General features: G+C 68.5%; 24 protein-coding genes. 8 read left to right on the forward strand and 16 right to left on the reverse strand.

All coding sequences use genetic code 11. The annotated features are described in order from the left end of the window. Positions 1-9: 9 nt before the first annotated feature. The 8 genes from BLW83_RS10760 to BLW83_RS10795 all read right to left on the reverse strand — a co-directional run bounded on the left by BLW83_RS10760 (position 10) and on the right by BLW83_RS10795 (position 8,573). Positions 10-1,305, reverse strand: a complete 1,296-nt coding sequence (locus BLW83_RS10760; protein ID WP_090848487.1) for a TRAP transporter large permease — start codon at positions 1,303-1,305, stop codon at positions 10-12. 88 nt (positions 1,306-1,393) lie between these two features. After that, on the reverse strand, positions 1,394-1,897 hold the full coding sequence (locus BLW83_RS10765) for a TRAP transporter small permease subunit (RefSeq protein WP_245728806.1): 504 nt from the start codon (positions 1,895-1,897) through the stop codon (positions 1,394-1,396). Between the two features lie 124 nt (positions 1,898-2,021). Next, complete coding sequence (locus tag BLW83_RS10770; protein WP_090848488.1) at positions 2,022-2,828, reverse strand: SDR family NAD(P)-dependent oxidoreductase; 807 nt, start codon at positions 2,826-2,828, stop codon at positions 2,022-2,024. 26 nt (positions 2,829-2,854) lie between these two features. Further along, positions 2,855-4,165 carry a TRAP transporter large permease gene (locus tag BLW83_RS10775; RefSeq protein WP_090848240.1) on the reverse strand — a complete coding sequence of 437 codons (1,311 nt, stop codon included), beginning with the start codon at positions 4,163-4,165 and terminating at the stop codon, positions 2,855-2,857. A 7-nt stretch (positions 4,166-4,172) separates the two neighbouring features. Continuing rightward, positions 4,173-4,691 carry a TRAP transporter small permease subunit gene (locus tag BLW83_RS10780; protein WP_090848241.1) on the reverse strand — a complete coding sequence of 173 codons (519 nt, stop codon included), beginning with the start codon at positions 4,689-4,691 and terminating at the stop codon, positions 4,173-4,175. A gap of 61 nt (positions 4,692-4,752) precedes the next feature. Beyond that, on the reverse strand, positions 4,753-5,838 hold the full coding sequence (locus BLW83_RS10785; RefSeq protein WP_090848242.1) for a C4-dicarboxylate TRAP transporter substrate-binding protein: 1,086 nt from the start codon (positions 5,836-5,838) through the stop codon (positions 4,753-4,755). Between the two features lie 39 nt (positions 5,839-5,877). Continuing rightward, a complete protein-coding gene (locus BLW83_RS10790) occupies positions 5,878-7,401 on the reverse strand; it encodes a class I adenylate-forming enzyme family protein (RefSeq protein ID WP_090848243.1) in 1,524 nt (507 codons plus the stop codon). After that, complete coding sequence (locus BLW83_RS10795; RefSeq protein ID WP_090848244.1) at positions 7,401-8,573, reverse strand: thiolase domain-containing protein; 1,173 nt, start codon at positions 8,571-8,573, stop codon at positions 7,401-7,403. Before BLW83_RS10795 ends, BLW83_RS10790 begins: the two co-directional genes overlap by 1 nt. 94 nt (positions 8,574-8,667) lie before the next feature. On the opposite strand from BLW83_RS10795, the gene BLW83_RS10800 reads away from it, so the two are divergent. The 5 genes from BLW83_RS10800 to BLW83_RS10820 all read left to right on the forward strand — a co-directional run bounded on the left by BLW83_RS10800 (position 8,668) and on the right by BLW83_RS10820 (position 13,059). Next, positions 8,668-9,207, forward strand: a complete 540-nt coding sequence (locus BLW83_RS10800; RefSeq protein WP_090848245.1) for a LuxR C-terminal-related transcriptional regulator — start codon at positions 8,668-8,670, stop codon at positions 9,205-9,207. Positions 9,208-9,316: 109 nt separating this feature from the next. Beyond that, entirely contained in the window at positions 9,317-10,222 is a 906-nt protein-coding gene (osmF, locus tag BLW83_RS10805) for a glycine betaine ABC transporter substrate-binding protein OsmF (RefSeq protein WP_090848246.1), read from the forward strand. 10 nt (positions 10,223-10,232) lie between these two features. Then, positions 10,233-11,405 carry an ABC transporter permease gene (locus BLW83_RS10810; protein ID WP_245728809.1) on the forward strand — a complete coding sequence of 391 codons (1,173 nt, stop codon included), beginning with the start codon at positions 10,233-10,235 and terminating at the stop codon, positions 11,403-11,405. Then, positions 11,402-12,331 (forward strand): ABC transporter ATP-binding protein, encoded by a 930-nt coding sequence (locus tag BLW83_RS10815; RefSeq protein WP_090848247.1) that lies wholly within the window; start codon positions 11,402-11,404, stop codon positions 12,329-12,331. Before BLW83_RS10810 ends, BLW83_RS10815 begins: the two co-directional genes overlap by 4 nt. Beyond that, positions 12,328-13,059: an ABC transporter permease gene (locus BLW83_RS10820; protein ID WP_090848248.1), complete on the forward strand. Its 732-nt coding sequence runs from the start codon at positions 12,328-12,330 to the stop codon at positions 13,057-13,059. Before BLW83_RS10815 ends, BLW83_RS10820 begins: the two co-directional genes overlap by 4 nt. Here BLW83_RS10820 and BLW83_RS10825 read toward each other — a convergent pair. Continuing rightward, positions 13,056-14,708, reverse strand: a complete 1,653-nt coding sequence (locus tag BLW83_RS10825) for an FMN-binding glutamate synthase family protein (protein WP_090848249.1) — start codon at positions 14,706-14,708, stop codon at positions 13,056-13,058. The two genes, BLW83_RS10820 and BLW83_RS10825, sit on opposite strands and share 4 nt — an antisense overlap. 284 nt (positions 14,709-14,992) lie before the next feature. Between BLW83_RS10825 and BLW83_RS10830 the strand changes: the two genes are divergently transcribed. From BLW83_RS10830 to BLW83_RS15735, 3 genes are read left to right on the forward strand one after another with little or no spacing between them, the layout of a single operon-like run. Continuing rightward, positions 14,993-15,922, forward strand: a complete 930-nt coding sequence (locus tag BLW83_RS10830) for a sulfurtransferase (protein WP_090848250.1) — start codon at positions 14,993-14,995, stop codon at positions 15,920-15,922. A 1-nt stretch (position 15,923) separates the two neighbouring features. Next, a complete protein-coding gene (locus BLW83_RS10835; RefSeq protein WP_090848251.1) occupies positions 15,924-17,054 on the forward strand; it encodes a YeeE/YedE thiosulfate transporter family protein in 1,131 nt (376 codons plus the stop codon). After that, positions 17,051-17,227: a hypothetical protein gene (locus BLW83_RS15735; protein WP_177172549.1), complete on the forward strand. Its 177-nt coding sequence runs from the start codon at positions 17,051-17,053 to the stop codon at positions 17,225-17,227. Before BLW83_RS10835 ends, BLW83_RS15735 begins: the two co-directional genes overlap by 4 nt. Positions 17,228-17,236: 9 nt before the next feature. Here BLW83_RS15735 and BLW83_RS10840 read toward each other — a convergent pair whose 3' ends face one another. From BLW83_RS10840 to dut, 7 genes are all read right to left on the reverse strand, one after another. After that, complete coding sequence (locus BLW83_RS10840) at positions 17,237-18,148, reverse strand: MurR/RpiR family transcriptional regulator (RefSeq protein WP_090848252.1); 912 nt, start codon at positions 18,146-18,148, stop codon at positions 17,237-17,239. After that, complete coding sequence (locus BLW83_RS10845; protein WP_177172550.1) at positions 18,105-19,118, reverse strand: C45 family autoproteolytic acyltransferase/hydrolase; 1,014 nt, start codon at positions 19,116-19,118, stop codon at positions 18,105-18,107. Before BLW83_RS10845 ends, BLW83_RS10840 begins: the two co-directional genes overlap by 44 nt. After that, a complete protein-coding gene (gene glnQ / locus BLW83_RS10850) occupies positions 19,108-19,836 on the reverse strand; it encodes a glutamine ABC transporter ATP-binding protein GlnQ (RefSeq protein WP_090848254.1) in 729 nt (242 codons plus the stop codon). The genes BLW83_RS10845 and glnQ overlap by 11 nt, the downstream gene beginning before the upstream one ends. Next, the gene (glnP, locus tag BLW83_RS10855) at positions 19,833-20,489 is read right to left on the reverse strand and encodes a glutamine ABC transporter permease GlnP (protein ID WP_090848255.1); all 657 of its coding nucleotides are present in this window, start codon (positions 20,487-20,489) and stop codon (positions 19,833-19,835) included. Before glnP ends, glnQ begins: the two co-directional genes overlap by 4 nt. 81 nt (positions 20,490-20,570) lie before the next feature. Further along, the gene (gene glnH / locus BLW83_RS10860) at positions 20,571-21,308 is read right to left on the reverse strand and encodes a glutamine ABC transporter substrate-binding protein GlnH (protein ID WP_090848256.1); all 738 of its coding nucleotides are present in this window, start codon (positions 21,306-21,308) and stop codon (positions 20,571-20,573) included. A 140-nt stretch (positions 21,309-21,448) separates the two neighbouring features. Further along, positions 21,449-22,627 (reverse strand): HesA/MoeB/ThiF family protein, encoded by a 1,179-nt coding sequence (locus BLW83_RS10865; RefSeq protein WP_245728810.1) that lies wholly within the window; start codon positions 22,625-22,627, stop codon positions 21,449-21,451. Between the two features lie 4 nt (positions 22,628-22,631). Continuing rightward, positions 22,632-23,105, reverse strand: a complete 474-nt coding sequence (dut, locus tag BLW83_RS10870) for a dUTP diphosphatase (RefSeq protein ID WP_090848257.1) — start codon at positions 23,103-23,105, stop codon at positions 22,632-22,634. Positions 23,106-23,259 lie beyond the last annotated feature (154 nt).

Below are 23,259 nucleotides of genomic sequence, written 5' to 3' on the forward strand. Positions count from 1 at the left end.
TCTCTGTTGTCAGCGGTAAAGCGTGTCCGGCAGCCAGGTGACCAGCGGCGGAAAGAAGATCATCAGCACGCACATCAGCACGATAAGCAGGATGAACGGAATCACGCCCTTGATGATGTCCCCCATGGTGATCCCGGGGGGCGAAATCGCGCGCATGTAGAACAGCGCATAGCCGAATGGCGGCGACAGGAAACTGGTCTGCAACACCACCGCCATCAGGATCACGAACCACAGCGGGTTGATGCCCATTTCCTGCACGATCGGCAGGAAGATCGGAAAGCACAGCAGCACGATGCCGGTCCAGTCAAGGAACATCCCCAGGATGAACACCGACACCAGCATCACCAGCACCAGCATATGCGGATCGGCCACCATGCCGCGGATCAGATCCTGCGTGGCGGTCAGCCCGCCGGTGATGTTGAACACCCCGGTAAAGGCGGTCGCGCCGACCACGATGAACAGGATCATCGCCGAGGTGCGCCCGGTTTCCAGAAATGCCCCATAGAAGTTTTTCAGGGTAAAGCGGCCGCGCACGATCACGATCAGCAGCGCCAGCCCCGCCCCGATGGCCGACGCCTCGGTCGCGGTCGCCACCCCCGACAGCATCGAGCCGAGGATGCCCAGGATCAGCACCAGCGGCGGCACGGCCTCGAGCAGCAGCATCTTCCACAGCTCGGCGCGGGGGATGCGTTCCTCCAGGCTGACCTTGGGCGCGAGATCAGGGCGGATCAGCGCCAGGAAGAACACGTAGACCCCATAGAACAGCCCCAGCAGCACGCCCGGGACCATCGCCCCGGCGAATAGCTCGCCCACCGACAGGCCGGGGGCATAGGATGCCATCAGGATCAGCATGATCGACGGCGGGATCAGGATGCCCAGGCACCCCGAGGCCGCGATCAGACCCGTGGTCAGCTGCTTGTGATAGCCGTATTGCAGCATCGGTTTCAGCGCCATCACCCCCATCACGGTGATCGACGCGCCGATGATGCCGGTCGTCGCAGCCAGCAGGATCGAGATGAACACCACCGCCAGCCCGATGCCGCCGGTGACGCGCGCCATCAGCAGGCGCAGCGCCTCGAACATCTTGTCCGTCACGCCGCTGTCGGACAGGAACCGCGCCATCAGCACGAACAGGGGAATGGCGATCAGGGTAAAGTTGTCCAGCACGTCGCCGAAGATGCGGTTGATGACGATGCCCAGCACCATCGGCTTGCCGGCGATAAAGGCGCCCAGCACCGCCGTCCCGCCCAGCACAAAGGCCAGCGGGTGCCCCATGAACAGCCCCAGCACCAGCAGCCCGGCCATGACCAGCGCGATGCCCTGCCCGGTGATGCCCGGCACCGCCAGAAAGCTGCCGGCCCAGTTGATCGCCGCGATGGCGCTGTTGTTGAACTCAGCGAACATCCATCGGCTCCATCGGTTCAAGGTGGTCGGTGCGGCGCAGGATCAGCTTGAACAGCTCGGCCAGCCCTTGCAGCAGCAGCAGCGCGGCCGCGACGGCCATCGCGATCTTCAGCGGATAGACCGGCAGTTGCACCGCGCCATAGGTCTTTTCCCCCTGCGCGAGCGAGCGCAGCGCAAACACCCAGCTTTGCGTGGCGAACACCAGCGCAAAGGGCAGGAAAAAGATGATGTAGCCGGCGATCTCGACCCAGCGCCGCGTGGCGCGGCCCAGTTTCGAGGTCACCAGATCGACGTTGACATGGGCCTGATGCCGCAGCGCATAGCCGCCCAGCATGATGAAATAGAACCCATAAAGCATCTTGGTCACGTCAAAGCCCCAGGGCGTCGGGGACACCATGACGTAGCGCATGAAGATGTCGTAGATGATAAGCCCGGCAAAGATCGCTGCCACCAGCGACACGACCCTGCCGACGGCTTCGCTGATGCCGTCCACGATGCTGATCAAAGTCTCCCTCCGGGTTCGCGCCGGCCTGTCCGTGCCGGTCGTTTTTTCTCATGCCAACAGGCAACGCCGCTGCGCCGTTGTCAACTGCAACCACGGCCAAAGCGTCGCGGGATCAGGCGAATTTCAGGGTGATGCCGCCGTCCACGGGCAACTCGATCCCCGTGATGTAACGCGCCTCGTCCGAGGCGAGGAACAGCGTCGCATTCGCCACGTCCCAGGCATCGCCCATATGGCCCATCGGCACTTGCGCATCGCGCTTGCGCCACATGATCTCGACGTCGCCATCGCCGTAATCCCGCGCCAGCGCACCCGAATTTTCTACCATTGGCGTGCGCATCAGCCCCGGCAGCACCGCATTGATGCGGATGCCGCGGGCGGCATATTCCACCGCAGTGGTGCGGGTCAGGTGGTTCATCGCCGCCTTGGTGGAATAATACCCTGCATAGGCCACCCCCGACCAGCGCAGCGACGCCACGGACGAGATGTTGACGATGGCCCCCCGCCCCTGTTGCAGCATCTGCGGAATGACGTGTTTCATGCCCAGGAAGCAGGTCTTGAGGTTGATGTCGAAGGCGCGGTCCCATTCTTCGACCGACAGCTCGACCACGCCGCCCACCGGGGCGATGCCGATATTGTTGACCAAGATGTCGATGCTGCCGAACCGGTCCACGCAGGCATCGCGCACCGCCGCCACCTGATCCGATATTGTGGCGTCGGCGACATGGGCCACCGCGGTGCCGCCCTCGGCCGCAATCAGCGCGGCAGTTTCCTCGGCTGCGGCGGGGTTGCGGTCCACGCACATCACCCGCGCGCCCTGCCGCGCCAGGGTCACGGCGATGGCCTTGCCATTGCCCCAGCCCGGCCCGATCGACCCCGCGCCCATCACCAGCGCGGTCCGGTCCTGCACACGTCCGTTCATCGCGGCTGCCCTCCTGTGGTCCAGCATCATCGGCCCAGCATCATGTCGGGCAGGAAAGTGGTGATCTGCGGAAAGGCGAATAGCAACGTGACGGTGACCATCTCCATCAGGACGAACCACATGGCACCACGGAACACCTGCGTCAGCGGGGTCTGGCGGTCGATCCCCGCGATGACAAAGCAGTTCAGCCCCACGGGCGGCGTCATCAGCCCGATCTCGCACATCTTGACGCAGAGGATGCCGAACCAGATCGGATCGAATCCCAGGTGCTGCACGGTCGGGAACATGATCGGCAGGGTGATGACCATCATCGAGAACGCGTCGAGGAACATCCCCAGCGGGATATAGGCCAGCAGCAGCAGCGCGACGACCGCATGCGGCGGGATGCCGGATTCGCCGATGGCCCCGGCGATCTGCTGGGGCAGCTGCACCAGCGTCAGGAAATAGCTGAAGATGCCCGCTCCCAGCATGGTGAACAGGATCATTACCGTGGTGGTAATGGTCGAGCGGAAGCTTTCCACGATGGCGGGCAACACCCCCAGCCGCAGTTCTGCCAGCAGCATCAGCAGCGCCGCCACCGCACCCACGGCGGCAGCCTCGGTCGGAGTCACCAGCCCCAGATAGATGCCGCCCAGCACAACCATGAACAGCACCACCACCTGCCAGGCGCGCGTGGTGGCCGACAGCCGCTCGGCCCAACCGGACCGTGGCGCCAGCACCGCACGCTGCATAGTCCGCCCCGCGATCAACCGTATTCCCAGCATGAAGATGATGGTGGTCAGGATGCCAGGCACGAAACCCGCGACCAGCATCTTGCCGGCGGATACCTCGGTCAGGGCAGCGTAAAAGATCAGCAGCACGCTGGGCGGGATCAGCACCCCCAGCACACCCCCCGCGGCAACGCTGCCCGCAGCCAGCGCCGGATCATAGCCTGCACGCCGCATTTCCGGCAGCGCGACCGAACCCACGGTGGCCGCCGTCGCCACCGACGACCCCGAGGTCGCCGCGAAACCGGCGCTGGTCAGGATCCCGGCCATGGCCAGCCCGCCCGGCATGTGCCCGACCCATTTGTTCGCAACCTCGAACAGCCGCCGCCCGATCTGGGCGTGATGGGCGAATGCCCCCATCAGGATGAACAGCGGAATGACCGTCAGGGTCGAGGTCGCGGTGGTCGAGTAGCTGAAGGACTTCAGCCGGTTCAGCAGGAACGCCAGATTCTCGACCATGACGATTCCGGCCGCGCCGGACAGGGCCAGCGCCGCGAACACCGGGGTGCCCAGGGCCAGCAGGACAAAGATCAGCGCAACGGCGACCGAGGCCGCAATAATCGGGTCCATGGGTGCCTCAGTATTCTGCGGGGGCGGGATGGGTTTCGGGCAGATCGCGGTCGGTCGCGACCAGCACCGCCTTGACCACTGCCTGAACCGCGGCGAACCACAGCCCGGCGGCCAGCGCGATCTTGGTCCACCAGATCGGGATCTGCACGACTCCCCACCGGAACTCCCGGATCGAAAAGGAATAGGCGGCCTCTTGCGTCGAGGGCCAGGCCAGCAGCAGAAACACCAGCGCCGCACACAGCCACGCCAGCGACCCCGCCAGCCGCCGCGGCCGCGGCGCCAGCCGGTCGGTCAGCATCGTCACGCGAATATGGGCGTCGTCACGCAGGGTCCAGCCCAGCCCGAGGAACACGACCATGACCATGCTCAGCTCGGACATCTCGAACAGGCCCGGCACGCTTTGGCCGTAGATGGCGCGGGCGGCGACGTCCGCCGTGACCCCGAACATCAGGATGGCCATGAAGACCATCGCGATCCGGCCCAGCACGTCTGAAACACGGCGGACGGTGGCATTGAGGATATCCATCTCGTCTCCTTTGCGGTTGCAGGGCGGCGGCCCAAGTCAGGGCCGCCGCCGCTATCCGCGCTCAGGCGCCCGCGGCGATTTCCGAAGGGCGCAGCATCTTGCCGTTCGGATCGTGCTTCGCGATCGCCTCGTCGATCAGGCGTTGCATTTCGGCCCCATCAATACCGGCGGGGGTGGCCACCCCGTCGATCCAGGCCTGAACCTCGGCAGGCTGGACCTTGGCTCGGGCGGCTGCCAGCTCGTCTTCCGGGAAGGTGGCGAACTGCACGCCCTCGGCCTTGGCGGTTTCCACATATTTCGTCAGCGCGTCGTTATAGAGCTCGGCGAACTTGCCAGCGTAAAGCTCGTCGGCCAGATCGGCCATGACCTTGCGCACGTCCTCGGACAGCCCCTCATGGACGCGCTTGTTCATTACCACCGCCGCGGGGCCATGCGGCCCGTCGCCGATGTCGTAGAAATGCGGCGCGACCTCGTGCAGCTTATAGGCGACCGCGGTGATGAAGTCGAAGCCGTAGACCCCGTCCAGCACGCCGCGTTCCAGCGACTGATACACCTCGGGGGCGGTCATTGGGACCGGGATGCCGCCCAGCCGCTCGATCACGTCGGTGGCGACGCCATAGCCGCGGATGCGCTTGCCCTTGATCTGTTCCAACGAGGTGATCGGTTCACGCATGACCAGCGGCGCATAGTTCCAGGTCGTCCAATACAGCATGTGCGAACGGTGGCGCTGTTCCCATTCGTCGCGCAGCGGCTGGAACTGTTCATAGACATCGCGGCACACCAGTTGCAGCGCATCGGAACGGTTCATGCGGAAATACCATTCCAGCCCGCGGGTCACCGGCACCTCGGCCTGGTAATAGCCGGGCGAGATCAGGGTGATTTCCGAGGTGCCGTCGCGGACCGCGGCCAGATGCTCGCCCACCTTGTTGAGGCTGCCCGACCAGTAGCTGCGGATCGAGACCTCGCCGTTGGTGCGCTTTTCCAGCTCTTCCAGGAACCAGCGGTCAACCCAGGACGGGCCGGCGGTTTCCGACACATAGCTGTCGAACTTCAGCGAGGTGGCGGCGAATGCCGGACGCCCGCGCGACAAAAGCAGCCCGCTGGCGGCAAGACCGGCACCGGCGGCGATGAATTCGCGACGTTTCATGTGGTTTCCTCCCTTTTCGATTACATGGTCCCCGGGCGCTTATCGCCCCGGGGCAAGCTGCTGGCGCAGCTCGGTCTTGAGCACCTTGCCGTAGCTGTTCTTGGGCAGGGCGTCGGTGAAGACATAGCGCTTGGGGCGCTTGAAGCCGGCAATATGGCTGCGGCACCAGTCGTCCAGCGTGGGCTGGTCGCAGGACGCGCCCGGTGCGGCCACGACGAAGGCCACGACGGTTTCACCCCATTCCGGGTCCGGGCTGCCGATTACCGACACCTCGTGGACCGAGGGGTGCAGCAGCAGCGCCTCTTCGACCTCGCGCGGATAGATGTTGCTCCCGCCCGAGATGATCACGTCCTTGGAGCGGTCGGTCAGCGTCAGGAACCCGTCCGCGTCCAGGCAGCCGAGATCGCCGGTGCGCAGCCAGCCGTCGACAATAGTTTCCGCAGTCGCTTCGGGGCGGTTCCAGTAGCCCAGCATGACGGTGGCACCGCGCACGGCGATCTCTCCGGGTTTGCCCGGCGGCAGGGGGGTGCCGTCGTCGGCAAGGATACGGACCTCGACCGGGGCCTGCGCAAAGCCCACGGAATCACGACGCGCGCGCCAGTCGGGGTGGCTGTCGTCGGCAACCAGATCGCGGGGCAGCGCGGTGATGGTCATCGGCGTTTCGCCCTGCCCGTAGATCTGGACGAAGCGCGGGCCGAACTGGGCCAGCGCCTCATCGATGTCGGCGCCATACATCGGGCCGCCGCCATAGACGATGGTGCGGATGCCCTCGCCCCGATAGCCCACGGCCTTCGCTGCCGTTACCAGCCGCTTGATCATCGTCGGCGCCGCAAAGAAGCACAGCCCGCCCAGATCGCCGGCCAGCGCGATGATCTCGGCCGGGTCAAAGCCGCCCGAGGCCGGGATCACATGCGCCGCGCCCGCCCGGATGAAGGGCAGCGCGTAAAGCCCGGCGCCATGCGACATCGGCGCCGCGTAAAGACTGTGGTCGCCGGGGGCGATGTGGTCGACGTCCATGGTATAGGCCATGGCCATCGCCAGCAGGTTGCCGTGGGACAGCATCACGCCCTTGGGCCGTCCCGTGGTCCCCGAGGTGTAGAACAGCCACGCCACCGCGCCCGCATCCTGCGGCGGCGGCGCTGACAGCGCCGCCTTTTCGGTGACCGCAGCGCGATAGGCCTCCGAGTCGATGGCGATTTCCGTGCACCCCTCGGGCAGCAGGCCCAAGCCGCCCATCTCGCCCGCCCCGGTCAGAGCCAGCCGCGCGCCGCAATCCTCGATGATCCAGGCGGCCTCTCGCGGGTGCAGCTTGTAGTTGATCGGCACCACCGTCGCGCCCAGCCACCAGCAGGCGTGAAGGATTTCCAGATACTCGGGGCAGTTCGCCGCGAACAGCGCCACCCGGTCGCCCGCGCCCACCCCGCGCGCGCCCAGTTGCCGCGACAGCGCCTGGGCACGGCGGGCCAGCGTGGCATAGTCACAGACCAGCGCCGTGCCCAGCTTGACGGCGGCGACCCGGGGGCGCGCCCGCGCGGTCTGGTAAAGCCAGTGTGCGATGTTCATCAGGCGCGATCCGCCGCAAGGACCGAGGCGAAGTTGGCCACCGCCGCGCCGCCCATGTTGAACACCAGCCCGTGTTCCGCGTCCTTGCGCTGCATGTCGCCGGCCTGCCCGGTCAGCTGGCGAAAGGCCAGTGCGTGCATGGACACGCCGGTGGCGCCGACCGGGTGGCCCTTGGCCTTGAGCCCGCCCGACAGGTTCACCGGGGTGCGGCCGTCCGTGAACACGATGCCTTCGTCCAGCGCGCGTTCGCCCTGCCCGGCGGGGGCCAGGCCCATCGCCTCGTAGATCAGCAGCTCGGCGATGGTGAAACAGTCGTGGACCTCGGCGAAATCCAGGTCGGAAACGGTGATCCCGGCCTCGGCATAGGCTGCCGAAATCGCCCGGCGGGGGCCGTCGAAGGACAGGAAGTCGCGCTTGGACATCGGCATGATGTCGCTTACATGGGCGGTGCCGGCAAAGCGCACCCTCCGCGCGGCATCCGCGGCGGCACGGTCCGATTGCAGCACGATGGCCGCGGCGCCGTCGGTGATCAGCGAACAGTCGGTCAGCCGCAGCGGCGGCGCGATCTCGGGGTTGCGCTCAGAGACGGTGGCGCAATCCTCGACGCTCATCGGGCGGTGCATCTGGGCCAGCGGGTTCGCCATGGCGTTGCCATGGTTCTTGGACGCGATCCGCGCCATCGCCGGCAGCGGGTCGCCGTAGCGGTCGCGATACTGCTGCGCGGCGATGCCGAATAGCTGCGGAAAGCTCAGCGCGGCCTCGGCCGCGTCGTTCTGATAGCCGGCGCCGGCCAGCGCCCGCGTGACCTGTTCGGTCGAGTTCGAGGTCATCTTTTCCGCACCCACCACCAGCACGGTGTCGGCCTTGCCCGCCAGGATCGCGTTCATCCCCGCAAAGATCGCCGCCGCGCCCGAGGCGCAGGCGTTTTCACAACGCGTCGCCGGTTTGTAGCGCAGCCCCGGATCGGCCTGATGCACCAGCGAGGACGCGAACCCGTCCGGCACCAGCCCGGAATTGAAATGCCCCAGGAACACGGCGTCGACCTCGGCCCCACCGACGCCCGCATCCGCCATCGCCTCGCGCGCGGCATCGACGATAAGGGTTTCCAGATTATCGGCCAGCCGGCCAAAGCGCGTGTGCCCGCTGCCGGTGATAAAGATGTGCTGCGTCATGCTGTCCGCTCCTCCATGGGGCGATCATGCCGCTGGCGGGGAACTGCATCTATTCGTAGTACTACCTAGTGGACTACGTAGCGGGGCCAGAGCCATGTCGCATATCGAGCAAGCCTTTCTCGCCGCTCCGGTGGCGCTGCTGCTGACCAGCCACCGCGTGATGGTCGAGTTCAACGACGCCTTCATGGCGATGTTCGGTTATGGCCGCGAGGCGATGCAGGACCGCTCGGTGCGGATGCTCTACCCCACGATCAGCGATTACGAGGCGATCGGTGCGCGGGCCGAGGCCTGGCTGCGCAGCCACGCCGACCACGAAGACCAGCGCTTCATGCAGCGCCGCGACGGGGAAATCTTCATGGTTCACGCCCATGGCCGGACCCTGACCCCGCATGATCCCTTTGCGCTGATTTCCTGGGTGTTCGTCGAATCCGCCGGCGCCCGCAGCCGGGTGGACCGCCTGACGCAGCGCGAGCGCGAGATCGCCAACCACATCGTGAACGGGCGCAGCTGCAAGGAAATCGGGCAGCTGCTGGGCATTTCCCACCGCACGGTCGAGGCCCACCGCGCCGCCGTCATGCGCAAGGTCAACGCCCGCAACACCGCCGATCTGGTCTCCAAGGTGACGCTAAGCTGAACCGGGACGCGGCGTGGGCGTTGGGAAAATTCGTGCCGGGCGCGCGGACAAGGTTTCCGTGCCGCCCGCTCTGCCCCATACTGACCCGGACCCGACAAAAGGATTACCCATGCGCAGGATCACCGCAATCACGCTGGCCGTGCTGACCGGGCTGGCCGCCCCCGCAGCGGCGCGCGACATCGTGCTGTCGTCCAAGATCGACACCGAGGGCGCGCTGCTTGGCAACGTCATCCTGCTGGCGTTGCAGAACGCCGGGCTGCCGGTCGAAAACCGCCTGCAACTGGGGGGCACGCCGATCGTGCGCGACGCCATCGCCTCGGGTCAGATCGACCTTTACCCCGAATACACCGGCAACGCCGCGTTTTTCCACAACGAAGCCGACAGCCCGGTCTGGAAGGACGCGGCGCAATCGCGCGCCCGCGCGGCGGAACTGGACGCGCCGCAGGGCATCATCTGGCTTGAGCCCGCGCCCGCCAACAACACCTGGGCCATCGCGCTGCGCCGCGACCTGGCCCTAGCCAAGGGGCTGGCCAGCATGTCCGATTTCGGCCGCTATGTGGCGGGGGGCGGCGCAGTCAAGCTGGCGGCCTCGACCGAATTCGTGACCTCGCCCGCGGCGCTGCCGGCGTTCCAGTCGGCCTATGGCTTCGCGCTGGCGTCTGAGCAGCTGGTGCAGCTGGCCGGCGGCGACACGGCCGCGACCATCGCGGCGGCGGCGCAGCAGACCTCCGGGGTGAATGCGGCCATGGTCTATGGCACCGACGGCGGCATCGAGCCGGCGGGGCTGGTGGTGATGGAGGACGACAAGTCGGTGCAGCCCTATTACCAGCCCGCGCCGCTGGTCCGCGCCGAGGTGCTGGCGGAATATCCGCAGATCCCCGAGGTGCTGGACCCGATCTTTCGGCAGCTCGATCTTGAGACCCTTCAGGAACTCAACGCCCGCATCCAGGTCGGGGGCGAGCCGGCGGGCGCCGTCGCGCAGGACTGGCTGACCCGGCAAGGGCTGATCGAGTGACGGCGTTTCGGTGAAAGCGGCCCCGCGGATCAGCCGGCAGGGGGCGCTGTTCGCCCTGATCGGGCTGGCGGGGCTGGCGCTGCCGCTGGTGCAGCTGCGCCCCAACCGCATCGTCCCGGGCGAGCCGCTGTCGCTGCCCGCGGCGCTGGGGTGGCCGGGTTGGGCGCTGGCCTTGCTGCTGGCCGCCGCGCTGCTGGCGCTGCTGCCCGCCCGGCTGCCCGCACGCGCAGGGCTGGCGCTGGCGTGGCCGGGCGCGCTGCTGTCGGTGCTGGCGCTCGGCTGGGCGGGGGCGGCGCTGATCGCGCCCGATGCGCCACTGGCGCGGGTGTCGCCCGCCGCGGGGTTCTGGCTGCTGCTGCTGGCGTTCGCGCTGGCCGCCGCCGATGCGCTGGCACGGCTGGCACCGCCGCTGGCGTGGCGCTGGGGCTTGCTGCTGGGCACGGTGCTAGCGGGGGCGGCGATCCTGTCCTCGGGCGTGCTGGGCGACATCTCGGTAATGCGGGAATACCAGTCGCGGCACGATGTGTTCTGGCGCGAGGCCGGGCGGCATCTGCTGCTGGCCTTTGGCTCGCTGGGGCTGGCGCTGGCTTTGGGCCTGCCGCTGGGGGTGCTGGTCCATCAGGCGCCGAGGCTGCGGGGCGCGGTGCTGGGGGCGCTGAACGCGGTGCAGACCGTGCCCTCGCTGGCGATGTTCGGCATCATGATCCCGCTGTTTGGCTGGATCGCGGCGAATGTGCCGGGCGCGGCGGCGGCGGGTGTCGCGGGCATCGGCGCCTTTCCGGCGCTGGTGGCGCTGTTTCTGTATTCGCTGCTGCCGGTGGTGTCGAACATGGCGGTGGGGCTGGCCTCGGTCCCCCAGCCGGTGGCCGAGGCCGCCGCCGGGCTGGGCATGACCCGCGCGCAGCGCCTGTGGCGGGTGGAACTGCCGCTGGCGCTGCCAGTGGTGCTGGCAGCGGTGCGCATCGTGCTGGTGCAGAACATCGGGCTGACGGTGATCGCCGGGCTGATCGGCGGCGGCGGTTTTGGCGCATTCGTGTTTCAGGGGCTGAACCAGACCGCGATGGATCTGGTGCTGCTGGGGGCGCTGCCGACCATCGCCTTGGCGCTGGTCGCCGGCGTGGCACTGGGGCTGCTGACCGCGCAGGCCGGCCCCGCGCCGCTGGAAAGGACCGCCCCCGCATGATCGAGATCGAGCATCTGACCCGCCGCTATGGCCCCCGCGCCGTCGTCGACGACGTGTCGCTGACCGTCCAGCAGGGCGAGATCGTGGCGCTGGTCGGCACCTCGGGGTCGGGCAAGACCACGTTGTTGCGGATGATCAACCGACTGATCGAGCCGAGTTCCGGCCGGGTGCGCATCGGCGGCACCGACACCGCCACCCTGCCGCCCCACCAGCTGCGGCGGCGGATCGGCTATGCGATTCAGGGGCACGGGCTGTTCCCGCATCGCAGCGTGGCGCAGAACATCGCCACCGTGCCCCGGCTGCTGGGCTGGGACCGCGCCCGCATCGAGGCGCGGGTGGACGAGCTGCTGGACCTGTTCCAGCTGCCCCCGGCCGAGTTCCGCAATCGCCGCCCGCAAGAGCTGTCGGGCGGCCAGCAGCAGCGCGTCGGGGTCGCCCGGGCGCTCGCCGCCCGGCCGGAACTGCTGCTGATGGACGAACCCTTTGGCGCGCTCGACCCGGTGATCCGGGCGCAGGCACAGCAAGACCTGCGCCGCATCCAGCGCGAGCTGGGCACCACGCTGCTGCTTGTCACCCACGACATGACCGAGGCGATGTTTCTGGCCCATCGCATCGCGGTGATGGACCACGGCAGGCTGCTGCAATGCGCGCCTGCGCGCGAGATCCTGACCCGGCCCGCGTCACCGCTGGTGCAGGCGCTGGCGGGGGAAACTGCGCGGCCGTTCCACCTGCTGTCGCTGTCGCAGGTCGCAGATCTGGCGCAGCCCGGCCACGCCGAGGGACCGCCGATCACGCCCGACACCTCGCTGCGCGACGCGCTGGCGCAATGCCTGTGGAGCGGGCGAGACGCCCTGCCCGTCAAGGGCGGCGGCGTGGTGACGCTGGCGGCGCTGCGGCGCGCGGCGGCCGGCGCGGTGCCGCGATGACCGGCCGGGTGGCACTGGCCGCGGCGGCGCTGCTGCTGGCGGCGTTCCTGATCTCGCCCGACAGCTTCGCGCCGCTGCTGGAGCCGCTGACCCGGCGCGGCGCGCCCGCGATCTATACCCAGACCAGCCTGTGGTCGCTGACGGTTTCGCATCTGGCGCTGGTGGCGGGGGCGGTTGCGGCCTCGGCGGTGATCGCGGTCGGGCTGGGGGTGCTGGTCACCCGCGATTCGGGGCGCGATTTCCTGCCGCTGGCGCGAATGGTGACTGCGGTCGGGCAGACGCTTCCGCCTGTGGCGGTGCTGGCGCTGGCGGTGCCGGTGCTGGGGTTCGGCGACTGGCCGACACTGCTGGCGCTGTTTCTATACGGGCTGCTGCCGATCTTTGAAAACACCCTTGCCGGTCTGACCACGCTGCCGCCGCAGGTGGTCGAGGCCGCGCGCGGCATGGGCATGACCCCCGCACAGCGCCTGTGGCGGGTCGAGCTGCCGCTGGCGCTGCCGGTGATCCTGTCGGGGGTGCGGCTGTCGGCGGTGATCGCGCTGTCCACAGCGGCCATCGGTTCCACCGTCGCCGCCCATACGCTGGGCGAGGTCATCATCGCCGGGCTGCTGTCGTCGAACACCGCCTTTGTCGTGCAGGGCGGCGCAGTGATCGCGACGCTGGCGCTGCTGATCGACGCGGGCTTTCGCGCGGCCGAGGCCGCGGCCCGCAGCCGCGCCGGCGGCTAGACCCCCCGTCTGCGGCGCGAGGCGAACGGGCCGAACGGAATTTCGGGGGGCGCGAAGCTGTCGGGCGTGGCGCGTTCCCAGCGGTCATACCAGTCCTCAAGCCCCGGGATTTCTTCATCCGCCAGCAGGAAACCGCGCGGCAGATAGGGATAGACCTCGTTGCCGTCCCGGAACCCGGTGCTTTGCCGGAACATGAAGTGATAGGGCATGAAATCGCTGGGGTCCGTCAGCCCCGCCGCCCCCGCGATCTCGCCCAGCGCGTGCATGGTGTTGCGGTGGAACCGCGCCACCCGGTCGCTTTTGTCGCCCACATCCAGCGCGCGCTGGCGCACGGGGTCTTGCGTGGCGATGCCGACCGGGCATTTGTTGGTGTGGCACGCCTGCGCCTGAATGCAGCCGATCGCGAACATGAAGCCGCGGCCGGAATTGCACCAGTCCGCGCCCAGCGCCAGCGCGCGGGCAATGTCATAGGCCGAGATGATCTTGCCCGCCGCGCCCAGATGGATCTCGTGGCGCAGCCCCGCCCCGCGCAGCGCGTTATGCACAAAGGTCAGCCCTTCGAGCATCGGCATCCCCACGCGGTTGGCGAACTCGACCGGGGCGGCGCCGGTGCCGCCCTCGGCCCCGTCGATCACGATGAAATCCGGCAGGATGCCGGTTTTCAGCATCGCCTTGATCATGCTTAGAAATTCGCGCCGATGCCCGATGCACAGCTTGAAGCCGACCGGCTTGCCCTGCGACAGCTCGCGCAGCTCGCCCACGAACTCCATCAGCCCGACGGGCGTTGAAAACGTGCTGTGCGCGGGCGGAGAGATACAGTCCTCGCCCATCGGGATGCCGCGCGCCTCGGCGATCTCGGCCGAGATCTTGGACGCGGGCAGCATCCCCCCGTGGCCGGGCTTGGCGCCCTGGCTCAGCTTGATCTCGATCATCTTGATCTGCGGATCGGCCGACAGCTGCACAAAGCGTTCGCGCGAGAAGCTGCCGTCCGGGTTGCGGCAGCCGAAATACCCCGAGGCGATCTGAAAGATCAGGTCGCCGCCGCCCTGCCGGTGATAGCGGCTGATCCCGCCTTCGCCGGTGTCCTGCGCAAATCCTGCCTTTTTCGCACCCCGGTTCAGCGCGAGGATGGCATTGCCCGACAGCGCGCCGAAGCTCATGGCCGAGATGTTGTAAAGACTGGTGCTATAGGGCTGGCGGCAGGCGCTGCCGCCGATGGTCACGCGGAAATCGGAATCGGCGTTATGGACGGGCGTGGCCGAATGGGTCAGCCAGGAATAGCCCGAGCCATAGACATTCTCGATGGTGCCAAAGGGGCGCTTGTCCTCGACCCCCTTGGCGCGCTGATAGACCAGCGCGCGGGCCTGCCGGCTGAAGGGCAATTCGTCCTGATCGCCCTCGAACATGTATTGCCGGATCTCGGGGCGGAAATTTTCCGCCAGAAAGCGGATATGGCCGATCACCGGATAGTTGCGCAGGATGGCGTGGCGGGTCTGGATCAGGTCGCGGACGCCAAGAACCGCCAGCGGCAGCAGCAGGGCGACGGCCAGCCACCACCACGGGCTGAACAGCACCGCCCCCACCAGCGCCAGCACCGTGCCCAGCAGGATCAGCGCAAAGATCGTGTAGCGTTCAAAATTCCGCATCATGCCCCGAATCCCCGCCCGCACCGAGATTGGTCCGGCTTGGGCAGGGTTACAAGGCCACCCTCGCGCAGCCGCAGGGCGCTTTGCCTCAAATAAGAAATATCATCGCGACCGCGGGATTTTGCCGGGACGGTTTCACCCCCCTTGCAGCAATCCCCGGAATGGCGGCCGCAGCGCCGGGCGGGGGCCGGAAAACCTGCCGGGACGGGCCGCGGCCCCAGCCGCCCGCCGCTCTGGCCCCAGGGCCGGGGCGGTCCTAGATCGCGGGAAACGGCAAGGAGGCACCGATGACCCGCATCATTTTCGCCGCAGCGGCGGTTGTTGTTCTGGGCGGCGCGGCAGGCGTCGCGGGCGCGGGGCCGCTGCTGACCCCTTCGGCGCTGGCCGCGCAGACGCAGGAACAGCCGATCATCATCGACATCCGCGACACCGGCTATGAGGACGGCCATGTCCCCGGGGCGATCTGGACCCCCTACGCGACGTTTCGCGGCCCCTCGGACAACCCCGGCGCCGTGCCCGACGTGGCCAAGCTGGAAGCGGCGTTCGAGCAGTTCGGGCTGGAACAGGACCAGCCCATCGTGATCGTCCCCGAGGGCCGCAGCGACACCGATTTCGGCGCCGCCGCCCGCGTCTACTGGACGCTGAAATCCACCGGCTTCACCGATCTGGCGATCCTGAACGGCGGCACGCAGGCGTGGTCGGCCGCGGGTTTCCCGGTCGAGACCACCACCAACAACCTGCTGGCCTCGGATCTGGAACTGAGCTTTTCGGACCGCTGGCTTGCCTCGGCCGATGCCGTGGCGGCGACGGTCGCAGGCAGCCGCGACGCGGTGCTGGTCGACAGCCGCCCAGAGGATTTCTTTGCCGGGCGCAGCAAGCATGATCTGGCGGTCAAGCCCGGCACCCTGCCCGGCGCGGCCAACCTGCCGCATGGGCGGTTCTTTCCCAACGGCGGCCCGGTGATCGCGGCGGATCTGGACGCAGGCCCGCTGCGGCAGGCGCTGGGGCTGGACGCCGCGCCGGGGCGCGAGGTCGTGGCGTTTTGCAACACCGGCCACTGGGCCGCGACCGAGTGGTTCGCGCTGTCCGAGCTGGCCGGGATCGAGGACGTCAAGCTTTACCCCGGCTCGATGGTGGAATGGTCGCAGGCGCGGCAGCCGATGCAGAACACCCCCACGCTGCTGGGCAACCTGACCCGCCAGATCTTCGGAGGCTGAGATGAGCAGCACCGTCGCAATTCCTGCAACCGAGGCGCGGCGCCGGCTGGGCGCCCTGCCGCTGACCCTGCTGCTGGTGGCCGGGCTGGCCGGAACCGCGCTGTTTGCGGGCGCCCGCTTCGGGCTGGTGCTGGCGCTGGGGCTGGGCTTTGGCCTTGTGCTCGAAGGGCTGCGCTTTGGCTTTGCCGGGCCGTGGCGCGCGATGATCGAGCGCCGCGATCCCGGCGGCATCCTGGCGCAGCTTTTGTCCATCGCGCTGGTGGCGGCGGTGGCGCTGCCGCTGCTGGCGACCTATCCGGATGAGTTGATCGGCGCGCAGGGCCGCATCGGCTGGGCGATGATCGGCGGCGCCTTTGTCTTTGGCGCGGCAATGCAGATCGTGCTGGGCTGCGGCTCGGGGACGCTGGTGAATGCGGGTTCCGGCAACGCCGTGGCGCTGGTGGCGCTGCCGCTGTTCTGCGTGGGCAGCCTGCTGGGCAGTATCCACCTGAACTGGTGGACGGAATTGGGCGCGCTGCCGCCTATCGTGCTGTCGGGCGGCGCCGGGCTGGGGCTGACGCTGGCGGCGCTGGCGGCGGTGGCGGTGCTGGTGGTGGCGCTGGCCGCGCCCGGCACGCGGCGCATCCAGCGCCATCACCTGCTGGCGGCGGTGCTGCTGGCGGGTCTGGCCATCGGCAATCTGGTCGTGGCGGGACAGCCCTGGGGCGTGGTCTATGGGCTGGGGCTGTGGGCGGCCAAGGGCGCGGTGGCGCTGGGGGCGGATTTATCGGGTTCCGGTTTCTGGGCGGCGCCGATCAATGCCGCGACGCTCAAGGGCAGCATCCTGACCGATTATACCTCGTTGACGAATATCGGGATGATCCTTGGCGCCGCCTGGATCGCCAGCCACCGCGCCGGGTCGCTGGACCAGCCTGCCCCGCGCCTGCCCTTGCGGGGCTGGGTGGCGGCGGCGCTGTCGGGGCTGGTGCTGGGTTATTCCTCGCGGCTTGCATTCGGCTGCAACGTCGGCGCGCTGTATTCCGGCATCGCCACCGGCAGCCTGCACGGCTGGGTGTGGTTCGCGGCGGCCTTTGCCGGGTCGGCGCTTGGATTGCGGCTGCGGCCCTGGGCCGGGATGGAGGGCAAGCGATGACCCGCCGTCACATCATGTTCGCCGCCTGCGCGCTGCTGGCTGCGATGCTGGCGCTGGACCTGCGCGCCTCGCCCCCCAACCCCTACAACGCGCCCGCGATGCTGGCGCTGGGGTCGGGTGCGGCGCCGGTGGGCGGGTTCTGCGGCGCGCCGGCGGGGCTGTCGGGGTCGTAACGCCGGGCCTCAGGGCTGCTCGATCCCCAGCCGCGCAATCATCAGGTCGCGCTGGTGCAGCGCATGGCGGGCGGTGTCGGGGCTGGCGGCGGCGCAGGCGTTGACCAGACATTCCACCGCCACGATAAAGCCGCCGATGCTGTTCGACAGAAAGCTGGTCTCGTGCGGGACCAGCAGCGCCGCCCGCGCGCCCTTGGCCAGCGGCGATGCCGCCCGGTCGGTCAGCGCAATCGTCGCCAGCCCCATCCGCCGCGCCTCGGCCGCCACCGCAACCACCTGCGCCGAATAGGGCGCGCAGCTGGTCGAGATCAGCAGCCCGTCCGGCCCCAGCAGCGCCAGCCCCTCGGCCACGCCCAGCCCGCTGTTGTCCAGCAGCGACACATCCGCCCGGATCATCCGCAAGCCATAGACCAGAAACGAGGCCACCGCGTGGAACTGGCGGATGCCATGCACCGCGATGCGCGGCGCCGACACGATCAGCCCGACCGCCGCGGCCAGCGCGGCCTCGTCCAGCGTATCGGCAAAGCGGCCGATGTTGTCCTGATTTTCCCGGCACAGCCGCGCGGCCCCTGCGGTCAGCGAGCCGCCCCCTTCCAGCGCGGCGCGGGCGCGCTGCGAATAGAACGCCCCCGTCCCGGGCAGCGAGGCCGACAGCAGCACCTTTTGTAGCGCCGGAAACCCCGGATAGCCCAGCGCGCGCGCCAGCCGGGTCAGGGTCGAGGGGCTGACCGACAGCCGTTCCGCCAGCCGGGTGATCGACAGCAGCGCCGGATCGCCCCCCAGATCGAGGATCCGCGCCAGCGTCGCCCGCGCCCGCACGCCCAGCCCGTCGCCCGGCGCCTCGGCCAGCGCCAGCGCGCGCAGCTCTGCCAGTGTTTCAGGCGGTGCCGCTATAGCGTGGGGGGCCGGCTGCGCGGTCATGGATGCTCCAGTCAAGGCCCGCGCCGGTCAGGGTAAAGACGGCGGTGCCAAGGGTGTTTTCTTCGTCCGGGTCATCCGGCTCGTCGCGCCGGATCGGCAGGCCGGGGCCGGATCGGTCGCGCAGGATCTCCAGCGGCGCGCGGCCCTCGGCCACCAGCCGGTCGCCCCATGCCTGCCGGTCGCCCGAGGAATCGGTCACGATCTGACCGGCCAGCCCGCGCGGCAGGTGCAGCGCGTGGTTGGCGTGCAGCGCGGGCGCGGTGACGTCCTGCACCGAACACTCGCCGCCGCCGTATTCCACCGACAGGATGCGGCCATCGCCCCGCTGCATCAGCCCGAAATGGAACCCGCCCGAGGGCGCATCGCGCAGGATCGCCAGCGCCTCGGCCAGCGTTGCGGCCGCCAGCACCGCCCGGCCCAGCACCATGCGGGGAATCTCGGCCTCGACCCCGGTCAGGCGGATGTTGTTGACCGTCTGCACCAGCCCGGCGTCGGTAAAGGCGAATGTATGACCGGGGATCGAGCCGGGATAGCAGAAGCTGCGAAACCCCGGCTGACCCTGCGGCGCGACATTGGCTATGAAACAGGCGCCGCGAAAGAACGGCAGCCCGTCCTCGTTATGGGCCAGCGTGGGGGTGTCGCCCGGGACCAGCACCGTGGTGCAGCCGTCGGGGACCGAGGCCAGCAGATCGCCCCGGCAGTTCCACGCGAACACCTGTTCGACCGGCAGGCCCAGCCCCGCAGCCAGCCCCTCGATTTCCGCCCAGATTGCGGGGAAACGGGCGCGGGTCGCCTGCGCCATCCGCGCCACCCGCGCGGCATGGCGGTCCGAGACCAGTTCCCGCCACAGCGCATGCCCCGGCAGGTGCCGCTGCACCGCATCGCGCCCCGCGCGTCCCAGCGCCAGCCCGATGTCGTGGGCGGGGCCGGACAGGGTGTGCCAGCCCAGTTCGGGCAACTCATTCGACATGTTGCAGAAAATCCTTGAGTCGGTCGCTGGGCGGGTTGGTGATGACCTCGACCGGGTTGCCATCGACCGAGATCTTGCCGTGTTCCATAAAGATCAGCCTTGTGCCGACCTGCCGGGCAAAGCCCATCTCATGCGTGACCACGACCATGGTCATGCCCTCTTGCGCAAGCTGGCGCATGACGGTCAGCACCTCTTGCTTGAGTTCCGGGTCCAGCGCGCTGGTCGGTTCGTCAAACAGCATCACCTTGGGCCGCACCGCCAGCGCGCGGGCGATGGCCACGCGCTGCTGCTGGCCGCCTGACAGGGCCGAGGGCACATGATGGGCGCGTTCCTTCAGCCCGACCTTGTCCAGCAGTTCCAGCGCCTGCGCCTCGGCCTCGGCCCGGCCAAGGCCGCGGACCTTGCGCGGGCCAAAGGCCACATTCTGCAACGCGGTCATCTGCGGGAACAGGTTGAACTGCTGGAACACCATCCCGGCCTCTTGCCGGATCCGGCGCAGCTGGCGGCCCCCTTCGCGCACGGAAATCCCGTCCACGATCAGATCGCCGCCGGTGATCTGTTCCAGCCCGTTGATGCAGCGCAAGAGCGTGGATTTGCCCGACCCCGAGGGGCCGATCAGCACCACGACTTCGCCCTGCTCGATCGACAGATCGACCTCATCCAGCACCTTGAGATCGCCGAAGTGCTTGGAGGTCTGGTGAAACTCGATGATGCTCACAGGATCCTCATGCGGTTTTCGATCAGCCGAAGGATGGCGGTCAGCGTGCCGGTCAGGATCAGGTAGATCACGGCGACCGCTGTCCAGATTTCCACCGCGCGAAAGTTCGAGGCCATGATTTCCTGCCCCGTCCGGGTCAGCTCGCCCACCCCGATCACGATGAACAGCGAGGTATCTTTCAGGCTGACGATGAACTGGTTGCCCAAGGGCGGGATCAGGCGGCGAAAGGCCAGCGGCCCGACGATATGGGTCAGCACCTTCCACTGCGGCAGGCCCATGGCCAGCCCGGCCTCGGTCAGGCCGCGCGGGATCGACAGGAACGCGCCGCGCACGATTTCGGCGATATAGGCGCCCGCGTTGACCACGATTGCCAGGATGGCCGCGGTCATCGGGTCCACCCGCAGCCCGGTCAGCACCGGCATGGCGAAATACAGGAACATCACCTGCACCACGATGGGGGTGCCGCGGATCAGCTCGATATAGATGAATGCGATGGCGTTCAGCACACGCCCGCCATAGGCGCGCATCAACCCGGCGATCAGGCCAAGGATGGTGCCGCCCACCAGCCCCGCCAGTGCGATCAGGATGGTGACGCGAGCGCCGGCGGCAAGCTGCGGCAGAAAGCCGGGAATGACGGACCAGTCGATTTCCAAGGGAACCTCCGTTCAGGACGGCACAGGACGAACATTGAGGGCGGGCCTTGGGGGCGGGCGCGCCGCCCCCGCCCTGCGCGATCAGCTGGCCGGCTTGGTGCCGAACCACTTTTCGTAGATCGCGTCGTAGCGGCCGTCCTCTTTCATCTTGGCCAGCGCCGCGTTCACGCTGTCCACCAGCTCGCTGCCCTTGGGAAACGCGATGCCGTATTCATGCGCCATCACCGGCTCGCCCACCGCCTTGACCTGACCGTTTCCGGCGGTGGCGATATAGTAAAGCACGTTCGGAGTGTCGTGCATGGCGGCATCGACGCCGCCGGTGCGGACCTCAAGATAGGCGTTGTCGATGTTGGGGAACTTGCGCAGTTCCGTGTCCTTGAAGTTTTCCTCGGCATAGTCCGAGGACGAGGTGCCGGTCTTGACCGACAGTTTCTTGCCCGCCAGATCACCCATGCCGGTGATGTCGCTGTCAGAGGGCACCATCAGCAGCAGGCCGCTGTCATAATAGCCGTCGGAAAAGTCGATGGCCTTGCGGCGTTCGTCGTTGATGGTGATGCCGGCCAGCGCCACATCGACCTGACCGGTCTGCAACGCCGGGATGATGCCGGCGAAATCCATCGGGCGCAGCTCATAGGACGCCCCGATGTCCTGCGCGATGATGTCCCACAGGTCGATGTCGAAGCCGACGTATTTGTCGCCCTCTTTGAACTCGAAGGGCACGAATGCGGTGTCGGTGGCGACGACCAGATCCTTGGCCTGAACAGCCCCGATGCCCATGGCAAGGCCAGCGGCAGCCGCCAGCGCGAACAGCTTTTTCATATGACTTCCTCCCTGTCGGCGGGCGGCGCACCACCCTGCCATGCAAAAAGATTTGCGCAAATTGGGGGTAAAAGCAATTAAATTTGCACTATCGGGAAAATCAGGGAATTTCGCTGGCAGCTGCGAGGGTTAGCGGGCGCTCAGGCGCCCTTGCCGCCGCAGATCTCGCAGCCGGGGCGGGCAGAGGTGGCGATGCGGCGCGTCTCTCCCCACAGCCCGTCGAGAATCAGCATCTGCCCGCGCATCCCCGCGCCCAGCCCGCTGTCGGGGATGCCTGCAAGCTGTTTGATCGCCTCTAGCGCGAGCGTGCTGCCGATCACGCCGGGCAGCGCCCCGACCACCCCGGCCTCGGCGCAGGACAGCGCAAGCCCGGGCGCGGGCGGCTGCGGGAACAGACAGTTCAGGCAGGGGCCGCCGCGGGCGGGATCATACAGCGCGACCTGTCCTTCCCATTGCGCGATGGAACCGGACAGCAGCGGCACCCCCGCCGCCACGCAGGCCGCATTTATCGCGCGGCGCGATTCAAAGCTGTCGGTGCCGTCGATCACCAGATCATGCGCGCCGACCAGCGCCGCGTCGTCGTCGCGGATGCGGCGGGGCTGCGGCGTCACGCCGACATGCGGGTTTAGCCGGGCCAGCGCCTCGGCCGCGGCGTGAACCTTGGGGCGGCCAAGATCGGCGGTGGCAAAGATCACCTGCCGTTGCAGGTTGGACAGCCCCACGGTGTCATCGTCCGCGACGGTAATCCGCCCCACCCCGGCCGCGGCCAGATACAGCAGCACCGGCGACCCAAGCGCCCCCGCGCCCACGACCAGCACCCGCGAGTGCCGCAGCCGCCGCTGCCCGCGCCCGCCAAGTTCGCGCAGGACGATGTGGCGGGCGTAGCGGTCGAGCTCGTCATCCGACAGCGGGGAATGGGGGTCGGCGGGGGTAGTGGTTGCAGGGGCAGCGACCGTGGCGGGCGCGGCCTCGGACTCGGGCTGGGTCAGCAACGTGCAGCGGCCATCTTTCCACCCGTCCGGGGCAGTGGTCGCCGACGCGGGGCGCGGGGCGACCAGCCCCTGCCCCTCGCCCGCCACGGGGGCGGAACGCCGCCGCAACCGGCGCAGCAGCGCCATATAGCCCAGCACCAGCGCCGCGGCCCCCACCGCGGGCACCCACAGGTCCGACGCCAGCAGCGCCCGCCCGTCCGCATGGCGTTGCCACAGCCCGGCCACGCCGGCGATCCAGACCCCCGCCAGCACCGTGGCCAGCACGCCCGCGCCAAAGCGCCAGCCCACGACCAGCGCCACCCCGACCAGCACCAGCGCCCACGCCACCGCCCTAGCCCCCGGTCGAGCCGAAGCCGCCCTGCCGCTCGCTGGGGCGGGAAAACGCGGTGACCTCGGTCAGTTGCGGGCGCAGGACGGGGACGAACATCAGCTGGGCGATACGCTCTCCGGGCTGGATGGTGATCGAGGGGCCGCCGGGAGGGTTGCGGTTCCAGGCGCTGATCAGCAGCTGGTCGGTAAAATCGGCGTCGATCAACCCGACGGCATTGCCCAGCACCAGCCCCTTGCGGTGCCCCAGCCCCGACCGCGGCAGCACCAGCGCCGCCAGATGCGCATCCGCCATGTGCAGCGCAAACCCCGAGGGGATCAGCTGCGCCGGCGCGCCGGGGTCCAGCACCAGATCGGCGTCGATACAGGCGAACAGGTCCAGCGCCGCCGCCATCGGGGTCTGATAGGCCGGCAGGCCCCAGTCGCGCAGCCGGGGGTCGATCAGCTTGATTTCCACAGTTAAAGAAGGTGACGGCATTGGGATAGCCCGCAGTTCGTGGTGTCACCGCCGCTCTACGCTATCGTCGGGCCAAGGTCACGCACCGGCAGGGCCGCAGCCGGGGGCGCTGCCCCCACGCCCGTGCCGGGCGCCCCCCGGGATATTTCCACACCAAAGACAGAGCGGGCGCGGG

Origin of the sequence: Paracoccus alkenifer (assembly GCF_900108405.1) — a bacterium.
GTDB lineage: Bacteria > Pseudomonadota > Alphaproteobacteria > Rhodobacterales > Rhodobacteraceae > Paracoccus > Paracoccus alkenifer.

Bases quoted from the DNA above. Each gene is read 5' to 3' on its own strand.
- BLW83_RS10795 (WP_090848244.1), bottom strand. From the start codon at position 8,573: ATGACGCAGCACATCTTTATCACCGGCAGCGGGCACACGCGCTTTGGC.
- BLW83_RS10760 (WP_090848487.1), bottom strand. From the start codon at position 1,305: ATGGCCGGGCTGCTGGTGCTGGGGCTGTTCATGGGGCACCCGCTGGCC.
- BLW83_RS10840 (WP_090848252.1), bottom strand. From the start codon at position 18,148: ATGACCGCGCAGCCGGCCCCCCACGCTATAGCGGCACCGCCTGAAACA.
- BLW83_RS10825 (WP_090848249.1), bottom strand. From the start codon at position 14,708: ATGATGCGGAATTTTGAACGCTACACGATCTTTGCGCTGATCCTGCTG.
- BLW83_RS10815 (WP_090848247.1), top strand. From the start codon at position 11,402: ATGATCGAGATCGAGCATCTGACCCGCCGCTATGGCCCCCGCGCCGTC.
- BLW83_RS10790 (WP_090848243.1), bottom strand. From the start codon at position 7,401: ATGAACATCGCACACTGGCTTTACCAGACCGCGCGGGCGCGCCCCCGG.
- BLW83_RS15735 (WP_177172549.1), top strand. From the start codon at position 17,051: ATGACCCGCCGTCACATCATGTTCGCCGCCTGCGCGCTGCTGGCTGCG.
- BLW83_RS10785 (WP_090848242.1), bottom strand. From the start codon at position 5,838: ATGAAACGTCGCGAATTCATCGCCGCCGGTGCCGGTCTTGCCGCCAGC.
- osmF (WP_090848246.1), top strand. From the start codon at position 9,317: ATGCGCAGGATCACCGCAATCACGCTGGCCGTGCTGACCGGGCTGGCC.
- BLW83_RS10770 (WP_090848488.1), bottom strand. From the start codon at position 2,828: ATGAACGGACGTGTGCAGGACCGGACCGCGCTGGTGATGGGCGCGGGG.
- BLW83_RS10820 (WP_090848248.1), top strand. From the start codon at position 12,328: ATGACCGGCCGGGTGGCACTGGCCGCGGCGGCGCTGCTGCTGGCGGCG.
- BLW83_RS10775 (WP_090848240.1), bottom strand. From the start codon at position 4,165: ATGGACCCGATTATTGCGGCCTCGGTCGCCGTTGCGCTGATCTTTGTC.
- BLW83_RS10780 (WP_090848241.1), bottom strand. From the start codon at position 4,691: ATGGATATCCTCAATGCCACCGTCCGCCGTGTTTCAGACGTGCTGGGC.
- BLW83_RS10800 (WP_090848245.1), top strand. From the start codon at position 8,668: ATGTCGCATATCGAGCAAGCCTTTCTCGCCGCTCCGGTGGCGCTGCTG.
- BLW83_RS10845 (WP_177172550.1), bottom strand. From the start codon at position 19,118: ATGTCGAATGAGTTGCCCGAACTGGGCTGGCACACCCTGTCCGGCCCC.
- BLW83_RS10835 (WP_090848251.1), top strand. From the start codon at position 15,924: ATGAGCAGCACCGTCGCAATTCCTGCAACCGAGGCGCGGCGCCGGCTG.
- dut (WP_090848257.1), bottom strand. From the start codon at position 23,105: ATGCCGTCACCTTCTTTAACTGTGGAAATCAAGCTGATCGACCCCCGG.
- glnH (WP_090848256.1), bottom strand. From the start codon at position 21,308: ATGAAAAAGCTGTTCGCGCTGGCGGCTGCCGCTGGCCTTGCCATGGGC.
- BLW83_RS10830 (WP_090848250.1), top strand. From the start codon at position 14,993: ATGACCCGCATCATTTTCGCCGCAGCGGCGGTTGTTGTTCTGGGCGGC.